Here is an 18,037-nt window from a genome sequence, read left to right on the forward strand (position 1 = left end):
TATAGCGTGAGGGCCAGAGAACTGACCCTCATTAAGAAGGGGAATTAACGGCCAGCGTGTTTCATGATCCTGGCTTTATCCACCGCCCACTCACGATCTTTTATATCGGTACGCTTGTCGTGCTGTTTCTTACCTTTCGCTACGCCGATTTTTACTTTACACCAGGCGTTTTTCCAGTAAAGAGAAAGCGCAACTACGGTGTAACCTTCACGGTTAATGCGTCCATAGAGGTTGTCCAGCTCACGCTGATTTAGCAGTAGCTTGCGGGTTCGCGTCGGATCGCAGACGTAGTGGGTGGAAGCCACAGCCATTGGGGTAAAGTTGGCGCCGAACAGATAAGCCTCGCCATCTTTCAGGATGACGTAGCTATCGCCGATGTTGGCTTTGCCTGCACGCAGAGATTTTACTTCCCAACCCTGCAGGGCGAGACCAGCCTCGTATTCATCTTCGATAAAGTATTCATGACGGGCGCGTTTATTCAGCGCAATGGTGGCTGATCCAGGTTTGTGGGCTTTTTTCTTAGTCATAGTATCCTGAAGTCATCGTCTTAAAACAGTCGTACCTCAATCCATCCTGCGAGGTGTAATGGGCTATCTTAGCACGAGTTGCAGTACAGCGTTTTTTTTAGCAGCAGATAAATGATATTATTTGCGCCGTGTTTATATGTGGAACCTGCTATGCCTCAGATTAGCCGTACTGCGCTGGTGCCCTTCAGCGCGGAACAGATGTATCAACTCGTAAACGATGTGAAGTCCTACCCTGATTTTTTGCCTGGCTGCACCGGTAGCCGTGTGCTGGAACTTGGGCCGACGCAAATGACTGCGGCGGTTGATGTGTCCAAAGCTGGCATCAGCAAGACATTCACTACCCGCAATACGTTAACTAGCAACCAGAGCATTTTGATGAGTCTGGTCGATGGGCCGTTCAAAAAACTGATTGGCGGCTGGACGTTTATTCCGTTAAGTCCGGAGGCGTGCAAAATTGAGTTTCATCTCGATTTTGAATTCACCAATAAGCTGATTGAAATGGCTTTTGGCCGCATCTTTAAAGAACTGGCCATGAACATGGTGCAGGCGTTTACGGTCCGCGCTAAAGAGGTCTACAGTGTCGGCTAACATCGTTGTTGAAGTGGCCTATGCGTTGCCGGAAAAGCAGTATCTGCAGAGCGTCAGGTTGGAGGCGGGGGCGACGGTTGAGCAGGCGATTGTCGCCAGCGGTCTCTTGACGTTACGCGATGATATTAATCTGGCAAAGAACAAAGTGGGCATCTATAGCCGCCCGGCAAAACTACATGATGAAGTGCATGATGGAGATCGTGTGGAAATTTATCGCCCGCTTATTGCTGACCCGAAAGAGCTGCGTCGCCAGCGGGCCGAGAAAAGCGCTGGAAAGTAATCATTTTTCAGACATTAAAAAAGCGCTCATTGAGCGCTTTTTTGCATTTTACGGCCTTACTCGGTAGTCAGAGCAGGTTTGTTATCTATATTAGTCAACACTCCACTGCTGTCGAAAGTCAGGGTAAGAGTCTGCTGGGTGACTTTTTCATGCCCAGGCTGCTGACGGAAAACATAGAACCAAGTGTTAGTACCAAACGGATCCGACATCATTGGAGTACCCAGTGCATAGGCGACCTGTTGTTGTGTCATGCCGACCCGAATTTTTGCTACATCGGTCGGTGCCAGATAGTTACCCTGGTTGATGTCAGGACGGTAAACCACTCGTTCCAGAGTGGAACAGCCTGCGGTCAACATAAGAAGAACCGCTGCGGCAGCAGTCAGCGTTTTACAGCGCATAGTGATTTGATTCCTTTTTGGGCCCGAGCAGTACGTGGCTCATCTGTAATATGCCGATGATAATAGACCTTTGCCCGGTTGGGAACCTTCGGCTGCAGGTCTATCGGCAATTTGCTGTTCACTATGACTCTGCGAAAATCAAAAAGTTTACGCAGCGAGCAACTCTTTCGCGTTTGCCAGGGTGTTGCGGGTGACCTCGCTACCGCCTAGCAGACGGGCTAATTCCTGCAAACGAGCACGTTTATCCAGAGGGTACATATGCGTTTCCGTCATCTCCCCATCGGTTTCCTTACAGACGAAGAAATGATGATGACCGCAGCCCGCCACCTGAGGTAGATGGGTTACACACATCACCTGGGTTGATTCACCTAACTGGCGCAGCAGTTTGCCAACTACCGCTGCCGTCGGACCGCTAATACCGACATCCACCTCATCGAAAATCAATGCCGGCGTTTCCATTTTCCGTGCGGTGATAACCTGAATCGCCAGCGCGATACGAGAGAGCTCGCCTCCGGAAGCGACTTTGGCAATCGACTGTAGCGGTTGCCCGGGGTTTGTGGTCACTCGGAATTCTATATGGTCTGCACCTTCGGCGGTAAGGTGACGTTCATCAAACGAGACATCAATGGCGAACACACCGTGCGGCATGGAAAGTAAGTGCATACTCTCCGTAATCAGCTGGGTCAGCTCATCGGCACTGCTCTGGCGCAGGGCGTGCAGCTGCTTTGCTGTATCCAGCGCTAACTGATGGTGCTCTACTACCATTTGACCGAGGGATTCCAGAGAACCTGCACTATCGTCCAGAAGACGCTGCTCTTCCAGCAAAGCCTGATGGAATTCCGGAAGTTCCTCAGGCGTAATCTGATACTTACGTGCCAGGGCAATTTGTCGGGAGATACGCTGTTCCAACTCAAACAGACGGTTCGGATCGAGATCGAGACGGTCGTTATAATGGCGTAGCTCATCGGTGGCTTCGATGAGCTGGATAGACGCCTCTTCCAGCATATCCAGCACTCCTGAAAGTTTGCTATCCATACTAACCAACTCATTTACCAGCTGTTTAGTGGTATAAAGCTGGCTTTGCAGATTGGCTTCCTCACCATCTGCCAGCACCGTTAGCGCATGTTGGCAGACGGTCAAGAGTTGACCACTATTCGCCAGACGCTTGTACTCTTCATCAATTTGCTCAAATTCACCCGGCAGCGGACTGAATTCGTTTAACTCTTTCAATTGATATTGCAGCAGATCCGCACGAGCTGCGCGTTCCTGACTTTGCTGCTGATGCTTAGCCAATTCGCGGCAGCTTTGATGCCACTGGCAATAGTGTTCAGCCATACGCTGAGTAAGTACATACTCACCGGTATAGCTATCAAGCAGTGTTTTCTGATGTTCGGATTTAGTTAGTAACTGGTGTGCATGCTGGCCGTGGATCTGGATAAGATGCTGACCCAGCTCGCGAAGCTGGGAGAGAGGGACTGCGGTACCGTTGATAAAGCCGCGGGAGCGACCGTCTGCGCTAATAACGCGGCGAAGTAAACACTCACGTCCGCTTTCCAGCTGGTTCAGTTCCAGCCAACGTTGAGCTGCGGGTGTATCTTTCAGGGAGAAGCGTGCGCATAAATCAGCCCGGCTGGCGCCTCTGCGCACCATATCGGCTTCAGCCCGACCACCGAGGCACAGCCCCAGCGCGTCGATAGCGATCGATTTACCAGCGCCGGTTTCACCGGTGATGGCGGTCATACCGTTGTGAAAATCGATTTCCAGCTCACGAACGATAGCAAAATTACTGATAGTGAGTTGTGCCAACATAGCTGCCTTCCTGTATGAAAAACCATTACTGTGTTTTCGTACAGTATAGACTGGTTTTTTATCCAGTAAAGAGGCAGGCTACAAAATCAGAACAATTTTTTCGACCAGCCAAGCTTGGTGCTTAATGTATTGAAATAGCTGTAGTCTTTAGGATGGATGAGATTGAGATGATAATCGCAGCGGCGGATTAGCACATCTTCACCATCCTGAATGGGGAGTGCTATCTGGCTGTCGCAGCTAATTTCAAGGTCGCTGCAGCGCTGAGAAAAGCGCAGGCGGATGGTGCTGTCGCCGTTAATCACTAGCGGGCGGGCGGAAAGCGTATGCGGGAACATGGGCACCAGGGTAATAGCGTCCAGCGATGGTGTGAGGATTGGGCCGCCAGCGGAGAGTGAATAGGCGGTGGAGCCGGTCGGTGTGGAGATAATCAGGCCGTCGGAACGTTGAGAGAAGGCAAAAACCTCATCGATATAGACTTCGAACTCAATCATGTGCGCGACTTTACCAGGATGCAGGACGACTTCGTTAATTGCTGTGCTGATGCGTTTCTGGCAATCCTGCTGGCACACCTGTGCTTCTAATAAGAAGCGTTTTTCGGCGATATAGTGGCCTTCGAGAACATCGGCAAGTTGCTGTAGCGCATTATCCGGGTCGAGGTCGGTCAGAAAACCGAGATTACCGCGGTTAATCCCAATAACGTTAATGTCGTAGCGCGCCAGGGTGCGCGCCGCGCCGAGCATATTGCCGTCGCCGCCAACGACAACGGCGAGATCAGCCTGCTGACCAATTTCCGCCAGTGTCCCGGTCTTAACGTTGCTAAGCTGTAGTTCATGAGCAATTTGCTGCTCAACCAGCACTTCATAACCTTTGCTGGACAGCCAGCGCCAGAGCATTTCATGTGTGGTCAGCGCGGTTGGGTGACGAGGGTGTCCCACAATGCCTATACACTTGAAGTGGTTCTTCATGATCTGGATGTCCTTGCGTTAAATGAATAGTGACAATCTGGCCGTGTTCACTTGAAACCCGGAAACTGATCCCCATAATAAGCGAAGTTAGCGAGATGAATGCGAAAAAAACGCGGAGAAATTCATGAGTAGTAAAGAACAGAAAACGCCTGAGGGGCAAGCCCCGGAAGAAATTATCACGGAGCAGCACGACGACGTTGAGGCGCTAGAGCCTGAAGTTTCGGCTGAGCAGGTGGATCCGCGCGATGAAACCATTGCGAATCTGGAAGCACAGCTTGTTGAAGCACAGAAGCGTGAACGTGAAGTGATGCTGCGTGCGAAAGCTGATGAAGACAACTTGCGCCGTCGTACCGAGCTGGATATTGAAAAAGCGCATAAATTCGCGCTGGAGAAGTTCGTCAATGAATTGCTGCCGGTAATCGATAGCCTGGATCGCGCACTAGAAGTGGCTGATAAAGCGAATCCGGATATGGCTCCGATGGTTGAAGGTATTGAGCTCACGTTGAAGTCAATGCTCGATGTTGTACGTAAGTTCGGCGTGGAAGTGATTGCTGATACCGACGTGCCTTTGGATCCGAACGTGCATCAGGCCATTGCGATGGTTGAGTCTGAAGATGTCGCGGCTGGCAAGGTGCTGGGTGTGATGCAGAAGGGCTATACCCTGAATGGTCGTACTATTCGCGCTGCGATGGTGACCGTGGCGAAAGCCAAGTAAATGACTTCAAACGGCTACCTCTCTGGTAGCCGTTTTGCTATTAATGGTGAACCGAAGTTTGCTGTGATCTTCTGGATTAGCCGTTACTCCGCAACGCTCTCGCGAATGGGCTTCACCGGCATTACCTTCACCTGTTTAATCATATTCTCCTGAACATCAAGAATATCGATATCATACTGTTCGATGCGTACGCGCGTGCCTGGCGCCGGGATCTCTTCAAGAGCTTCGAGGATAATTCCGTTAATCGTCCTGGCTTCATCTTCCGGCAGATGCCAGTTAAACGCTTTGTTAATTTCACGTACGTTGGCGGTGCCGTCAATAATCACTGAGCCATCGTTAAGCGGCGTGACTTCTTCTGCAAGCGTTGGCGACATTGATGTTGTGAAATCACCTACGATCTCTTCGAGGATATCTTCAACCGTCACCAGGCCCTGAATATCGCCATACTCATCAACCACCAGGCCAACTTTCTTCTTATTACGCTGGAATTTCACCAGTTGGGTGCTGAGCGGCGTGCCTTCTGGTACGAAGTAAATTTCATCGGCGGCGCGCAGCATCACCTCTTTAGTGAATTCTTTTTTCTCCGTCATCAGGCGATAGGCTTCGCGTACGCGTAGCATACTCATCGCGTCGTCCAGGGTATCGCGGTATAGCACAATGCGTCCGTGTGGAGAATGGGTCAGCTGACGAACAATTGATTTCCAGTCGTCGTTAATATCAATGCCGACGATTTCGTTGCGGGGAACCATGATGTCGTCAACGCTGACTTTCTCCAGGTCCAGCACGGATAGCAGCATGTCCTGGTTACGGCGGGAGATTTGCGATCGCGATTCATTAACGATGGTGCGTAATTCATCTTTACTTAATGCGCCACTGATAACGATGTCGGTTTTGATGCCCATCATGCGCATCAGGACTCGGGTGATGGTGTTGAGCAGCCACACCAGCGGCATCATCAGTATTTGCAGAGGCGCCAGAAGGAAACTGCTTGGATAAGCGACCTTCTCCGGATAAAGCGCAGCAATTGTTTTTGGTAGCACCTCGGCAAACACCAGCACCACAAAGGTCAGGACACCAGTGGCAATCGCGACGCCGACGTCACCATACAGGCGCATACCAACAATGGTGCCCAGCGCCGAGGCAAGGATATTGACGAGGTTATTGCCGATAAGCACCAGGCTGATTAAACGATCGGGTTTGCGTAGCAGCTTTTCGACGCGTTTTGCCTGGCGGTTGCCTTGCTTTGCCATATGGCGCAGACGATAGCGGTTTAGCGTCATCATGCCGGTTTCTGAACCGGAGAAATAGGCCGAGATAATCACCATAATGATCAGAGTAACGATCAGCGTGGTGGTGGAGATATGTTCCACTTAGGGTTCCTTAAAGACTTAACTCATGAACTGTTGTAATACGCGGCTACCGAAGTAAGCCAGCGTCAGCAGCCCTGCACCAGTCACGTTGAACCAGACGACCCGGCGTCCGCGCCATCCTTCATGATAGTGGCCCCAAAGCAGGACGATATAGACGAACCATGCCACGATTGACAGCACTGCTTTATCAATATTTTCCGCACTGAACAGGTTATGCATGTAGAACAGCCCGGTACACAGCGTCAGAGTTAGCAGAACTACGCCGATCTGGGTGATATGAAACATTTTACGTTCAATGCTCATGAGTGGCGGCATTTCGCTGCTAAAGGCCAGTCGTTTATTTTTTAATTGATAGTCAATCCACGCCAGCTGTAGTGCGTAAAGGGCTGCAATAATTAGCGTAGCATAGGAGAAAAGCGACAGGCCGATATGCACCAGCATACCCGGCGTGGTTTCCAGGTGCGTGATGTACTCGTTCGGCATAAAGGTGGCGAAAGCGAGGTTGATCAACGCAAAGGTGTAGACGATAGGCAGCAATAACCAACCGCGATTACGTGACGCAACGATGGTCATTACCGTGCAAATCATCAGGCTAACCAGCGATCCCACGTTTAATAAACTGAGGTTTTGCCCGCTTTCGCCGCCAGGGAAAATGCGTGACTCCAACGCAAAGGCGTGACAAATCAACGCAATAGTTGCGGAAAGAATCGCCATCCGCCGCCAACTGCTATTTTTTTGCAGCAGGCCAGGGACGATCAGCGCGAGGCTGATGGAATAGGCGACAAGGGCGAGTAGAGCAAAAACAGGCATATGGGCGTCGACTGTTGACTAAATAGTAAAGAGAAGCAGTATAACGTCACGTGACTCAGGCTCCAACCGTTGCAGCACATTCGCGTTTATGTCGTGTTATACTGCGGCAATTCCTTTTTTTTGTGTCGCTGCGGCGACCGACCGTTTCCACCTCAGGCGAGAGACAATGTTTGATAATTTAACCGATCGTTTGTCGCGTACGCTGCGCAACATTAGCGGCCGCGGACGCCTTACCGAAGACAATATTAAAGATACCCTGCGCGAAGTGCGCATGGCGCTGCTGGAGGCGGACGTCGCTCTGCCTGTAGTCCGTGACTTTATCAGCCGTGTAAAAGAAAGCGCGGTAGGCCATGAAGTTAACAAAAGCCTGACCCCAGGCCAGGAGTTCGTCAAAATTGTGCGCAACGAGCTGGTTGCTGCGATGGGCGAAGAGAACCAGGCGTTGGATTTAGCCGCACAGCCCCCAGCCGTTGTGCTGATGGCGGGCCTGCAAGGTGCAGGTAAAACGACCAGCGTGGCTAAGCTGGGTAAATTCCTGCGTGAAAAGCACAAGAAGAAAGTGCTGGTTGTCTCTGCGGACGTTTATCGTCCGGCGGCGATCAAACAGCTGGAAACGCTGGCTGAGCAGGTTAGCGTCGATTTCTTCCCGTCTGACGTCGGTCAGAAACCTGTTGATATTGTTAACGCCGCGCTGAAAGAAGCGAAGCTGAAGTTCTACGACGTGCTGCTGGTGGATACCGCCGGCCGTCTGCACGTCGATGAAGCGATGATGGATGAGATCAAACAGGTCCATGCGTCGCTTAACCCGGTAGAAACCCTGTTCGTTGTCGATGCGATGACTGGTCAGGATGCGGCGAATACGGCGAAGGCGTTTAACGAAGCGCTGCCGTTGACTGGGGTCGTGCTGACCAAAGTGGACGGCGACGCCCGCGGTGGTGCAGCGCTGTCGATTCGTCATATCACCGGCAAGCCGATTAAATTCCTCGGCGTCGGTGAGAAAACCGAAGCGCTGGAGCCGTTCCATCCGGACCGTATTGCTTCGCGTATCTTGGGTATGGGCGACGTGCTGTCGCTGATCGAAGATATCGAAAGTAAAGTCGACCGCGCGCAGGCTGAGAAGCTGGCCTCCAAGCTGAAAAAAGGTGACGGTTTTGACCTGACTGACTTCCTTGAACAGCTGCGTCAGATGAAAAACATGGGCGGTATGGCCAGCCTGATGGGCAAACTGCCGGGCATGGGGCAGATCCCGGATAACGTCAAATCACAGATGGATGACAAGGTGCTGGTGCGTATGGAAGCGATCATCAATTCGATGACGCTGAAAGAACGTGCTAAACCAGAAATTATCAAAGGTTCGCGCAAGCGCCGTATCGCCGCAGGTTGCGGAATGCAGGTGCAGGATGTGAACCGTTTGCTCAAACAGTTTGACGATATGCAGCGCATGATGAAGAAGATGAAGTCGAAAGGCGGCATGATGAAGATGATGCGGGGCATGAAGGGGATGATGCCGCCAGGATTCCCTGGCCGCTGAAAACAAGGGTATAAGGCTATCTTGTTTGCCATTTTAGCTCCGGGGTGTGCTCGAAATGCTCACGTACTACGTGTACGCTCCGCTTTCTGCGCGCACGCCGGAACTAAACTAGCTGCACCGATATACGCCTTCTATCCCTTGTTTAATGCTCAGTACCAAGATGCTGATTGCAATTTCCCCAGAAATCAGTAAAATTTTCGGGCTTTTAATATGACACCGGGCTCCGTTCCTCGATGGGGCCCGGTGTTTTATTCACACAAGAGGATGTTATGGTTACTATTCGTTTAGCACGTCACGGCGCAAAAAAGCGTCCGTTCTACCAGGTTGTTGTTACCGACAGCCGTAATGCACGCAACGGTCGCTTCATTGAGCGCGTTGGTTTCTTCAACCCGATCGCTTCTGCGAACGAAGAAGAAACGCGTCTGGATCTGGATCGTATCGCTCACTGGGTTGGCCTGGGCGCTACTGTTTCCGATCGCGTTGCAACGCTTATCAAAGCAGCAAACAAAGCAGCTTAATCTGTCACGGTGGTCATGATGAGCAAGCAACACACCGCACAAGCACCTGTTGATCCGATTGTATTGGGCAAGATGGGTTCTTCCTACGGTATCCGTGGTTGGCTCAGAGTGTTTTCCTCCACCGAAGACGCCGAAAGCATTTTTGACTATCAGCCCTGGTTAATCCAGAGAGCGGGTCAGTGGCAGGTCGTTGAGCTGGAAAGCTGGCGCCACCATAATCAGGATATCGTCATCAAGCTGAAAGGCATTGACGATCGCGATACTGCGAATCTATTGACCAATTGCGAAATTGTTGTGGATTCTTCGCAGTTGCCTGCGCTTGAAGAGGGTGATTATTACTGGAAAGACCTTATGGGTTGCCAGGTAGTAACCACTGAAGGCTATGGTCTTGGTAAAGTCATCGACATGATGGAAACCGGGTCTAATGACGTTCTCGTCATCAAGGCAAACCTGAAAGATGCATTTGGTATCAAGGAGCGGTTGGTTCCGTTCCTCGATGGGCAGGTTATCAAGAAAGTCGATCTCACTACTCGTACAATCGAAGTAGATTGGGATCCTGGTTTTTAAATTCTCCGGATAAACGGTAAATAAACGGCACTATGGGGATTGGCTTGTGTTTATAGGTATCGTTAGCCTGTTTCCTGAAATGTTCCGCGCAATTACCGATTACGGGGTGACTGGCCGGGCAGTAAAAAATGGCCTGCTGAACATCCAGAGCTGGAGTCCTCGTGACTTCGCGCATGACCGGCACCGTACCGTGGACGATCGTCCTTACGGCGGCGGACCGGGGATGTTAATGATGGTGCAACCTTTACGGGATGCCATTCATGCAGCAAAAGCCGCGGCAGGTGAAGGCGCAAAGGTGATTTATCTGTCACCTCAGGGACGCAAGCTTGATCAAGCTGGCGTCAGCGAACTGGCAACGAATCAGAAACTGATTTTGGTGTGTGGTCGCTATGAAGGCGTAGATGAGCGCGTAATCCAAACCGAAATTGACGAAGAATGGTCAATCGGCGATTACGTTCTTAGCGGTGGTGAACTACCAGCAATGACGCTGATTGACTCTGTTTCCCGGTTTATTCCGGGAGTTTTGGGTCATGAGGCTTCGGCAACGGAAGATTCCTTTGCTGATGGATTACTGGATTGCCCACACTATACCCGTCCTGAAGTGTTAGAAGAGATGGAAGTACCGTCAGTATTGCTGTCGGGAAACCATGCTGAGATACGTCGCTGGCGTCTGAAGCAGTCGCTGGGCCGGACCTGGCTTAGAAGACCTGAACTTTTGGAAAACCTGGCTCTGACTGAAGAGCAAGCAAGGTTGCTGGCGGAGTTCAAAAAGGAACTCGCACAACAGCAACATAAACATGATGGGCAGGCGTAAGCCCCCAATATCAGTTTACCCAGGATAAGAGATTAAATTATGAGCAACATTATTAAGCAACTTGAACAAGAACAGATGAAGCAGGACGTACCTTCCTTCCGTCCGGGTGATACCGTAGAAGTGAAAGTATGGGTTGTTGAAGGTTCCAAAAAACGTCTGCAGGCATTCGAGGGCGTGGTTATCGCTATTCGTAACCGCGGTCTGCACTCTGCATTCACTGTTCGTAAAATTTCCAACGGCGAAGGCGTTGAGCGTGTTTTCCAGACTCACTCTCCGGTAGTTGACAGCATTTCTGTCAAACGTCGTGGTGCTGTACGTAAAGCTAAACTGTACTACCTGCGTGAGCGTACCGGTAAGTCTGCTCGTATCAAAGAGCGTCTTAACTAAGATTCGCTTTCGCGACATCCTGAATGAAAGGGCTGGCCTGATGGGCTGGCCCTTTTTTTATCTTCATTTTAACCATTTTGTTGTGAATCATTTACAATGTTGCCCTCATCTGGAGGGGCGGTGGTCAGCAATATTTTTCATCAATCAGCATCTCAAGGGCGGGCCACATGGCTGGCGCTGTTTGCGATCCTGCTGATCGTGGTGGCCCCGCTGATTTCAATCTCCCTGCAAAAAGATCCGATGAGCGGTATGCATCATACAATGATGGGCATGCCGCATGACATGTCATCATCTGAAATGACCATGATACAGAGTGATGCGACTGTCATACAGACGTCACACCACATGCCAGCCGATCATGCGGAGGCCTGCGGTTACTGTGTGCTGTTGGCTCATGTTCCGGGCTTAATCTTCGCGCTGATGCTGCTGATCAGCTTGATGCTTCGGCGTCAGCGAGTTCCTGTAGCCCGAAGGGTACTGAAATACTGTTATGACTTTCACTGGCTTTATCCTCACACTCGCGCACCTCCCCGCCAGTCAGCTTCTCCCTTTGCATAAAAAATAAAGTGCGCACTGCGCAACGTTCTCTTTTGCTTTCGAAAAGGAAAAGTATGACTACCTGCACCTCGCGCGCGGCATGGCTAAACCTGCTGCGTCGTCTTCATTTCTATATCGGATTGTTTATCGGGCCGTTTATTTTTGTCGCTGCCCTGACCGGTACGCTGTATGTCGCTACTCCGCAACTGGAAAACTGGCTTTATCAGGATGCGCTTTATGGCACTTTCTATGGGGAAAAACAGCCACTTAGTGCGCAAATTATGGTAGCGAAAGAGGCTACCCAGGCAAATCTCCGTCTACAGGCTGTTCGTCCTGCGATAAGCGCGGGAGAGACAACCCGAGTGATGTTCGCCGATCCTAATCTTGGCGAGTCTGAAACGCGGGCAATTTTTGTTGATCCGGTAACCTTGCGGGTGAGAGGCGATATGGCGGTTTATGGTACCAGCGGTATATTGCCCCTGCGTCAGTGGATTGATTATGCCCATCGCTCACTGCTCTTGGGTAACGTTGGGCGACTGTACAGCGAACTGGCGGCTTCCTGGATGTGGGTTGCCGCTCTCGGAGGGATTGCGCTGTGGTCGATGACCCGTCCGCGTCGTCGGATTAACAATAAGCTGCAGAATAGCCGACGCCTGCATGTTTCCCTTGGATGGGCGATGCTGATTGGCATGCTGCTGTTCTCTGCGACTGGTTTAACCTGGTCGCAATGGGCCGGTGGTAATGTTGATAAGATACGCTCCGCTTTTGGTTGGCTGACGCCGCAGGTGAATACGCAGTTGCAAAGTGCAGCTCCAGCAGTTCACGATCCGCATGCAGAACACCATATGGAGGATATGGCGATGGGGGAGATGGCATCGTCCCCGGACGTAGAGAATTTTGACAAGGTTCTGCTGGTTGCTCGCGCGGCGGGTCTGGATGCCAGCAAGCTGGAGATTCGCCCGCCGTCGGGTTCCGGGCGTGCGTGGACGGTAAATGAAATCGACAGGAGCTGGCCTACACAGGTTGATGCTGTAGCGATCGACGGTTCAAATATGCAGATCGTAGATCGTACTCATTTTTCTGACTTTCCATTAATGGCGAAGCTAACCCGCTGGGGCGTTGATTTTCATATGGGGATTCTGTTTGGTCTCGTAAATCAGCTGCTACTTATCGCCTTCGGTACTGCACTCTGCGTGATGATAGTGGTGGGGTACCGTTTGTGGTGGATCCGCCGTCCGGTCCATGCGGCGTTTAACCCGGGCGATACGCTAATACAGGCGTGGTTTGGTTTAGCATGGCCCGCTCGTATGGTTACTACCATTATTGCGGCGTTGTTAGGGTTGGCACTGCCGCTAATGGGGATCAGCCTCGCTGTATGTCTCGCCGTTGATTACCTGCGCTGGCGCGTAGCAACGGCGATGATAAGGGCTAAATCAGTCGAGTAGATTGTTTAAGGCGTGCTGATGACGACCGTGACGCGGCGGTTTTCAGCACGTCCTTTTGCAGTATCGTTACTGGCTATCGGGTATTTTTTACCTAATCCGCGGGTTGTTAAATTAGTGCGCGGGATATTGGCACCTTCGGCCCATGCATCTGCCACGCTGTTAGCGCGCTTAAGCGATAACATTTCGTTGTAGCTGTCTTCGCCATAATTATCGGTGTGACCTTCCAGGCGACTATGTGTAATACCGGTCGTAGCCAGACGTGAAGCCATAGTATGGATTTGCTGTTTACTATCGGTGCGCAGATGGTAGTCGTTTTTGTCAAATAAGATGGTGTCAGATAATCCTAATGACCAGTCGCCGTTAGTTTCAGTGAAGCCATATGATTTCATTGCTGTAATTTGTTCCGCAGAAAATTTCCCTTGTGGGGCCTGGCAGCCGGTGAGAAAAATCGCGGCCAGTAAAGCAGGAGCAAAATATTTTCCGATCATCGTGATTCCTTTTATTTTTGCGTGTGCTGTAAGCGCCGGTGTTTCATCCGATACATATTTTGATCGGCAAGCTCTTGCAGATTTTCCGCTGAGGCATGTTCCCAGGTTAAAGCATAACCCATACTCAGTGACAGCCTGGCGGTGTGGCCGTTATGTAGATTAAACGGCTGGAGAAACTGTTCGGATAACGAATGGCAGAGCGCCTGGACTTCAGACTCTGTACGAACATTACGTAGCAAAATGGCAAATTCATCGCCGCCCAGGCGCCATGCCTGGTGCTGTTTACCAACAAAAGTCATAAGACGGCTGGCGACTTCGATTAATACTTTGTCGCCTGCGGCATGACCCCAATTATCGTTAATGTATTTGAAGTTATCGCCATCGAGAAACAGCAACGCAGAACTACTGCGTACGGTTTCGTCTTTCATTAACTCATTAATGACATTGCGAAAAGCGGCTCTGTTAGCGAGTCCGGTCAACGGATCGTGCAGTGAATTGCGCAGGAGCTGGGCATTTTTGGCCTGAAGCTGCTGCTGCCAGTCCTCCATTTCTCCCAGTAGACTGTTAAAGTCCTGGGCAAACAGGTGAAACTCTTCGATATGTTCTTCGGGAACCCGGCGAGAAAAATGACGGTTTTCCCGAATGTCGTGTACCACGTCGGTAATGCTCTGTAGCGCGGTCACAATCCCGCGGTGTAGAGAGTGAGTAAGGAGTAAAGCAATGCATGAGGCCAGAAAAATACTCCCGGTCAGCACAATAATCGAGACGCCGAGAAAGTGGCTTATTAGTTTGTCCAGAGCTGTCAGACGAAGCTCGCCTATTATTTTCCCCTGGTGCCAGATAGGTTGCACCGTTGGTTCCGGGAACAGCCATTTACTAATAACGCCGCTGATTTTTTCCTGGTTGACCAGATGATTGTTATGCCATGCCGCAAAGTGTTTTTGTTGGTTATCCAGCACGACTGCTTTGGAAAATTGCCCCTGTCTTCCTAGCGTTGCGAGCGTATCTTCGGCTGCTGAGCTATCACCAAAAACAAGCGCGGCTTCCAGGCTACGTCCCATGGTGGCGGCGGTAAGTTCCAGATTTTTTTGCGCATATTGCTTTAGCGTAAATATGGAGGCTGTGCTGAGCAACAGCCAGACTAAGGTCATGGAGATAACCACGCTTATCATGCTGATACGGCGTAGTGCTTTTTTAAATGTGGGGCGCGGAGCCTGAGAAAGATCCTTATTCATGTGATTTCTTCCGGGCAAGCATCAGTACGTCTGGATTGACCCGCACTCCGCTATGCGTCAGGACATCCAGATTTACGGAAAATCTTACTCTCTCGTCATTTATAAGCAGACAAAAAGCGCTACCAATAGAACAATCAGGATTCTGTTCTGCGATAAGTAATAAGGGGCGGGATCTATATTTGGTTGTAAATTCAGACTGCTCGGTGGGTGATTCACTACCAAAATAAAAACCATCGCAGGTCGTTTGTAAGGCTTCCTCTATATTACGCACAACAATTGGCTGATAGGGCAAAGATTCCGGAGTTTCTTCAGCCAGGCTGCGGATATAACGTGATGTCGAAAAAATGCATAACCTGGGTGGGCCAGATAACTTAGGCCAACGTGTATAAGTCACAATTCCTGAAACGATTGCGCGAACATTTTCAGGAGGTCCGGAGGCAACAGCGGAGATACCCACGATCGATAATACTAAAGTCAAAAAGAGACGGTGAAGAACTGTCATTGCGGATCCGTCTGGTTGTCATTGCGTAGGGATGCAGATCGCTGATACCCGGGCGAAGAATAGCATTATTGGTCAAAATCGTCATTAGCCAGCCCTATGGCTTTAAGATAATTCTCACCAGGATTTTTCGTAAAGGAAAAGGATGAATCGAGACGGCCAGTTTGATTTTTCAGGGTTGTAAATTTAAATGTACATTGCTAGTGAATTTTAGCGCCTTTTAATTTGCAAGTGTAAAGTAAAATTTACGGAATATGGATTGAAATCTTTACTTTGTATGGTATCGTTACGTCATCCTCGTTGAGGAAATAACTATCGCAAACGAGCTATACAGGATCGCAATCATGCAAAAAGACGCGCTGAACAACGTACACATTACCGACGAACATGTTTTGATCACCCCGGATCAGTTGAAGGCTGAATTCCCGCTGAGCGTTGAGCAGGAAGCGCAAATTGCGCAGTCTCGTCAGACTATTTCCGACATTATTGCCGGACGCGATCCGCGTCTGTTAGTGGTGTGTGGTCCTTGCTCAATTCATGATCCAGAAGCTGCGATTGAATATGCTCACCGTTTTAAAGCCCTTGCCGCAGAGGTCAGCGATAGCCTCTATTTGGTAATGCGCGTCTATTTTGAAAAACCTCGTACCACCGTCGGCTGGAAAGGGTTGATTAACGATCCGCATATGGATGGTTCGTTTGATGTTGAAGGTGGTCTGAAGATTGCGCGCCATTTGCTGGTTGATCTGGTGAATATGGGGCTGCCGTTAGCCACGGAAGCGCTGGATCCAAATAGTCCTCAGTACCTCGGCGATCTGTTTAGCTGGTCTGCTATTGGTGCGCGTACCACCGAGTCTCAGACTCACCGCGAGATGGCCTCTGGCTTGTCTATGCCGGTGGGTTTTAAAAATGGCACCGACGGGAGCCTGGCGACGGCAATTAACGCCATGCGCGCTGCAGCTATGCCGCACCGTTTTGTCGGTATCAACCAGGCGGGGCAGGTTTGCCTGTTGCAAACTCAGGGCAACCCGAATGGTCATGTGATTCTGCGCGGTGGCAAAGCATCGAACTACGGTCCGGAAGATGTTGAGAAATGTGAAAAAGAGATGACTCAGGCGGGACTGAAACCGTCGCTGATGGTAGATTGCAGTCATGGGAATTCCAATAAAGACTTCCGTCGCCAGCCTGCGGTTGCAGAATCCGTTGTTGCGCAAATCAAAGATGGCAATCGTTCCATAATTGGCCTGATGATTGAGAGTAATATTCATGAAGGTAACCAGTCATCTGAGCAGCCGCGTTGCAATATGAAATACGGTGTATCTGTGACCGATGCCTGCATCAGTTGGGAAACCACCGACGCGTTGCTCCGCGAGCTTGATAGGGATCTGCGCAGCCATCTGGCGGCCCGTGTAGTGTAAGAGGATTGTATGGTTGCTGAACTGACCGCGTTACGCGATCAAATTGATGAAGTCGATAAGGCGTTGCTGGAGCTTCTGGCACGCCGTATGGAATTGGTTGCTGAAGTCGGTGAAGTTAAAAGCCAATATGGGCTGCCGATTTATGTTCCTGAGCGTGAGTCGGCAATGCTGGCCTCCCGGCGTGAAGAGGCCGCAGCGCTTGGTGTTCCTCCAGACCTTATCGAAGATGTACTGCGTCGCGTGATGCGCGAGTCTTACTCCAGCGAGAACGACAAAGGTTTTAAAACGCTGTATCCGAACCTGCGTCCGGTTGTTATTGTCGGTGGCGGTGGGCAGATGGGACGTCTGTTTGAGAAGATGCTGACGCTCTCCGGCTATCAGGTTCGTATCCTGGAGAAAGATGACTGGTCACGGGCGGAGGAGATGGTTGCTGACGCGGGTATGGTCATCGTCAGCGTGCCGATTCACACGACTGTGGCAACGATTGCACAGCTGCCGCCGCTGCCAGCGGACTGCATCCTGGTCGATCTGGCATCAATCAAAGCCGAACCTTTGCAGGCGATGTTAGCCGCACATAAAGGGCCAGTGTTGGGCCTGCATCCAATGTTCGGTCCGGATAGCGGTAGCCTGGCGAAACAGGTCGTGGTGTACTGCGATGGTCGCCAGCCAGAAGCCTACCAGTGGTTCCTGGAGCAAATTCAGGTCTGGGGTGCGCGACTGCACCGCATTAGCGCTGTCGAACATGACCAGAATATGGCCTTTATTCAGGCGCTGCGCCACTTTGCGACTTTCGCTTATGGGCTTCACCTGGCCGAAGAGAATGTACGCCTTGAGCAGTTGCTGGCACTATCGTCACCTATCTATCGCCTGGAGTTGGCGATGGTTGGTCGACTGTTTGCTCAGGATCCGCAGCTCTATGCTGATATTATTATGTCCTCAGAAAACAATCTGGCGCTGATTAAACGCTATTACCAGCGTTTTGGTGAAGCGATTAACCTGCTGGAGCAGGGGGATAAACAGGCATTTATCGATAGCTTCCGTAAGATTGAGCACTGGTTTGGTGACTACGCTCAGCGCTTCCAGAGCGAAAGCCGGACGTTGCTGCGGCAGGCCAATGATAATCGGCAGTAGGTCGTAAA

The 18,037-nt window shown here is 50.8% G+C and carries 21 protein-coding genes; 12 read left to right on the top strand and 9 right to left on the bottom strand.

Annotated features, from left to right (window positions below; translation table 11 throughout):
• Positions 1-44: 44 nt before the first annotated feature.
• On the bottom strand, positions 45-527 hold the full coding sequence (smpB, locus tag AC07P6_RS07440) for an SsrA-binding protein SmpB (protein ID WP_110277446.1): 483 nt from the start codon (positions 525-527) through the stop codon (positions 45-47).
• A 150-nt stretch (positions 528-677) separates the two neighbouring features.
• Here smpB and AC07P6_RS07445 point away from each other — a divergent pair, with 150 nt between their 5' ends.
• Both AC07P6_RS07445 and AC07P6_RS07450 read left to right on the top strand, forming a co-directional pair.
• Entirely contained in the window at positions 678-1,115 is a 438-nt protein-coding gene (locus AC07P6_RS07445) for a type II toxin-antitoxin system RatA family toxin (protein ID WP_197975057.1), read from the top strand.
• The gene (locus AC07P6_RS07450) at positions 1,105-1,395 is read left to right on the top strand and encodes an RnfH family protein (protein WP_182240495.1); all 291 of its coding nucleotides are present in this window, start codon (positions 1,105-1,107) and stop codon (positions 1,393-1,395) included. Before AC07P6_RS07445 ends, AC07P6_RS07450 begins: the two co-directional genes overlap by 11 nt.
• A 56-nt stretch (positions 1,396-1,451) precedes the next feature.
• Here AC07P6_RS07450 and bamE read toward each other — a convergent pair whose 3' ends face one another.
• From bamE to nadK, 3 genes are all read right to left on the bottom strand, one after another.
• Entirely contained in the window at positions 1,452-1,793 is a 342-nt protein-coding gene (gene bamE / locus AC07P6_RS07455) for an outer membrane protein assembly factor BamE (RefSeq protein WP_112217070.1), read from the bottom strand.
• Positions 1,794-1,940: 147 nt separating this feature from the next.
• Complete coding sequence (recN, locus tag AC07P6_RS07460; protein ID WP_434662011.1) at positions 1,941-3,602, bottom strand: DNA repair protein RecN; 1,662 nt, start codon at positions 3,600-3,602, stop codon at positions 1,941-1,943.
• 86 nt (positions 3,603-3,688) lie between these two features.
• Positions 3,689-4,567 carry an NAD(+) kinase gene (gene nadK, locus AC07P6_RS07465; RefSeq protein WP_004104646.1) on the bottom strand — a complete coding sequence of 293 codons (879 nt, stop codon included), beginning with the start codon at positions 4,565-4,567 and terminating at the stop codon, positions 3,689-3,691.
• 124 nt (positions 4,568-4,691) lie between these two features.
• Between nadK and grpE the strand changes: the two genes are divergently transcribed.
• Complete coding sequence (grpE, locus tag AC07P6_RS07470; RefSeq protein ID WP_110277451.1) at positions 4,692-5,282, top strand: nucleotide exchange factor GrpE; 591 nt, start codon at positions 4,692-4,694, stop codon at positions 5,280-5,282.
• An 83-nt stretch (positions 5,283-5,365) separates the two neighbouring features.
• Here the strand turns inward: grpE and AC07P6_RS07475 are convergent, their stop codons facing one another.
• Positions 5,366-6,652: an HlyC/CorC family transporter gene (locus tag AC07P6_RS07475; protein WP_110277452.1), complete on the bottom strand. Its 1,287-nt coding sequence runs from the start codon at positions 6,650-6,652 to the stop codon at positions 5,366-5,368.
• Between the two features lie 18 nt (positions 6,653-6,670).
• Positions 6,671-7,462 carry a cytochrome C assembly family protein gene (locus tag AC07P6_RS07480; protein ID WP_110277453.1) on the bottom strand — a complete coding sequence of 264 codons (792 nt, stop codon included), beginning with the start codon at positions 7,460-7,462 and terminating at the stop codon, positions 6,671-6,673.
• A 166-nt stretch (positions 7,463-7,628) separates the two neighbouring features.
• Here AC07P6_RS07480 and ffh point away from each other — a divergent pair, with 166 nt between their 5' ends.
• The 7 genes from ffh to AC07P6_RS07515 all read left to right on the top strand — a co-directional run bounded on the left by ffh (position 7,629) and on the right by AC07P6_RS07515 (position 13,261).
• Positions 7,629-8,993: a signal recognition particle protein gene (gene ffh / locus AC07P6_RS07485; protein ID WP_110277454.1), complete on the top strand. Its 1,365-nt coding sequence runs from the start codon at positions 7,629-7,631 to the stop codon at positions 8,991-8,993.
• Positions 8,994-9,262: 269 nt separating this feature from the next.
• Entirely contained in the window at positions 9,263-9,511 is a 249-nt protein-coding gene (gene rpsP, locus AC07P6_RS07490; RefSeq protein ID WP_110277455.1) for a 30S ribosomal protein S16, read from the top strand.
• An 18-nt stretch (positions 9,512-9,529) separates the two neighbouring features.
• Positions 9,530-10,078, top strand: coding sequence for a ribosome maturation factor RimM (rimM, locus tag AC07P6_RS07495; RefSeq protein ID WP_110277456.1), 549 nt, complete (start codon positions 9,530-9,532; stop codon positions 10,076-10,078).
• Positions 10,079-10,124: 46 nt separating this feature from the next.
• Entirely contained in the window at positions 10,125-10,892 is a 768-nt protein-coding gene (gene trmD / locus AC07P6_RS07500; RefSeq protein WP_110277457.1) for a tRNA (guanosine(37)-N1)-methyltransferase TrmD, read from the top strand.
• Positions 10,893-10,931: 39 nt separating this feature from the next.
• Positions 10,932-11,279 (top strand): 50S ribosomal protein L19, encoded by a 348-nt coding sequence (gene rplS, locus AC07P6_RS07505; RefSeq protein WP_004104634.1) that lies wholly within the window; start codon positions 10,932-10,934, stop codon positions 11,277-11,279.
• Between the two features lie 120 nt (positions 11,280-11,399).
• Positions 11,400-11,837 carry a DUF2946 domain-containing protein gene (locus tag AC07P6_RS07510; protein WP_478315957.1) on the top strand — a complete coding sequence of 146 codons (438 nt, stop codon included), beginning with the start codon at positions 11,400-11,402 and terminating at the stop codon, positions 11,835-11,837.
• Positions 11,838-11,890: 53 nt separating this feature from the next.
• Complete coding sequence (locus tag AC07P6_RS07515; RefSeq protein ID WP_478315958.1) at positions 11,891-13,261, top strand: PepSY-associated TM helix domain-containing protein; 1,371 nt, start codon at positions 11,891-11,893, stop codon at positions 13,259-13,261.
• A 5-nt stretch (positions 13,262-13,266) separates the two neighbouring features.
• Here AC07P6_RS07515 and AC07P6_RS07520 read toward each other — a convergent pair whose 3' ends face one another.
• From AC07P6_RS07520 to yfiR, 3 genes are read right to left on the bottom strand one after another with little or no spacing between them, the layout of a single operon-like run.
• Positions 13,267-13,749, bottom strand: a complete 483-nt coding sequence (locus tag AC07P6_RS07520; RefSeq protein ID WP_478315959.1) for an OmpA family protein — start codon at positions 13,747-13,749, stop codon at positions 13,267-13,269.
• Between the two features lie 11 nt (positions 13,750-13,760).
• Entirely contained in the window at positions 13,761-14,984 is a 1,224-nt protein-coding gene (gene dgcN / locus AC07P6_RS07525; protein ID WP_478315960.1) for a diguanylate cyclase DgcN/YfiN, read from the bottom strand.
• The gene (yfiR, locus tag AC07P6_RS07530) at positions 14,977-15,486 is read right to left on the bottom strand and encodes a regulatory sequestration protein YfiR (RefSeq protein WP_478315961.1); all 510 of its coding nucleotides are present in this window, start codon (positions 15,484-15,486) and stop codon (positions 14,977-14,979) included. The genes dgcN and yfiR overlap by 8 nt, the downstream gene beginning before the upstream one ends.
• 341 nt (positions 15,487-15,827) lie before the next feature.
• Between yfiR and aroF the strand changes: the two genes are divergently transcribed.
• Together aroF and tyrA are read left to right on the top strand one after the other, a co-directional pair.
• Entirely contained in the window at positions 15,828-16,898 is a 1,071-nt protein-coding gene (gene aroF / locus AC07P6_RS07535; protein ID WP_434662019.1) for a 3-deoxy-7-phosphoheptulonate synthase AroF, read from the top strand.
• 9 nt (positions 16,899-16,907) lie between these two features.
• On the top strand, positions 16,908-18,029 hold the full coding sequence (gene tyrA, locus AC07P6_RS07540) for a bifunctional chorismate mutase/prephenate dehydrogenase (protein WP_478315962.1): 1,122 nt from the start codon (positions 16,908-16,910) through the stop codon (positions 18,027-18,029).
• The last annotated feature ends 8 nt before the right edge of the window (positions 18,030-18,037 follow it).

The sequence above is a fragment of the Klebsiella sp. GFKo11 genome, assembly GCF_056490265.1.

Coding starts and splice junctions, on each gene's coding strand:
- smpB (WP_110277446.1), bottom strand. CDS start 527: ATGACTAAGAAAAAAGCCCACAAACCTGGATCAGCCACCATTGCGCTG.
- AC07P6_RS07445 (WP_197975057.1), top strand. CDS start 678: ATGCCTCAGATTAGCCGTACTGCGCTGGTGCCCTTCAGCGCGGAACAG.
- bamE (WP_112217070.1), bottom strand. CDS start 1,793: ATGCGCTGTAAAACGCTGACTGCTGCCGCAGCGGTTCTTCTTATGTTG.
- recN (WP_434662011.1), bottom strand. CDS start 3,602: ATGTTGGCACAACTCACTATCAGTAATTTTGCTATCGTTCGTGAGCTG.
- nadK (WP_004104646.1), bottom strand. CDS start 4,567: ATGAAGAACCACTTCAAGTGTATAGGCATTGTGGGACACCCTCGTCAC.
- grpE (WP_110277451.1), top strand. CDS start 4,692: ATGAGTAGTAAAGAACAGAAAACGCCTGAGGGGCAAGCCCCGGAAGAA.
- AC07P6_RS07480 (WP_110277453.1), bottom strand. CDS start 7,462: ATGCCTGTTTTTGCTCTACTCGCCCTTGTCGCCTATTCCATCAGCCTC.
- ffh (WP_110277454.1), top strand. CDS start 7,629: ATGTTTGATAATTTAACCGATCGTTTGTCGCGTACGCTGCGCAACATT.
- rpsP (WP_110277455.1), top strand. CDS start 9,263: ATGGTTACTATTCGTTTAGCACGTCACGGCGCAAAAAAGCGTCCGTTC.
- rimM (WP_110277456.1), top strand. CDS start 9,530: ATGAGCAAGCAACACACCGCACAAGCACCTGTTGATCCGATTGTATTG.
- rplS (WP_004104634.1), top strand. CDS start 10,932: ATGAGCAACATTATTAAGCAACTTGAACAAGAACAGATGAAGCAGGAC.
- AC07P6_RS07515 (WP_478315958.1), top strand. CDS start 11,891: ATGACTACCTGCACCTCGCGCGCGGCATGGCTAAACCTGCTGCGTCGT.
- AC07P6_RS07520 (WP_478315959.1), bottom strand. CDS start 13,749: ATGATCGGAAAATATTTTGCTCCTGCTTTACTGGCCGCGATTTTTCTC.
- dgcN (WP_478315960.1), bottom strand. CDS start 14,984: ATGAATAAGGATCTTTCTCAGGCTCCGCGCCCCACATTTAAAAAAGCA.
- yfiR (WP_478315961.1), bottom strand. CDS start 15,486: ATGACAGTTCTTCACCGTCTCTTTTTGACTTTAGTATTATCGATCGTG.
- aroF (WP_434662019.1), top strand. CDS start 15,828: ATGCAAAAAGACGCGCTGAACAACGTACACATTACCGACGAACATGTT.
- tyrA (WP_478315962.1), top strand. CDS start 16,908: ATGGTTGCTGAACTGACCGCGTTACGCGATCAAATTGATGAAGTCGAT.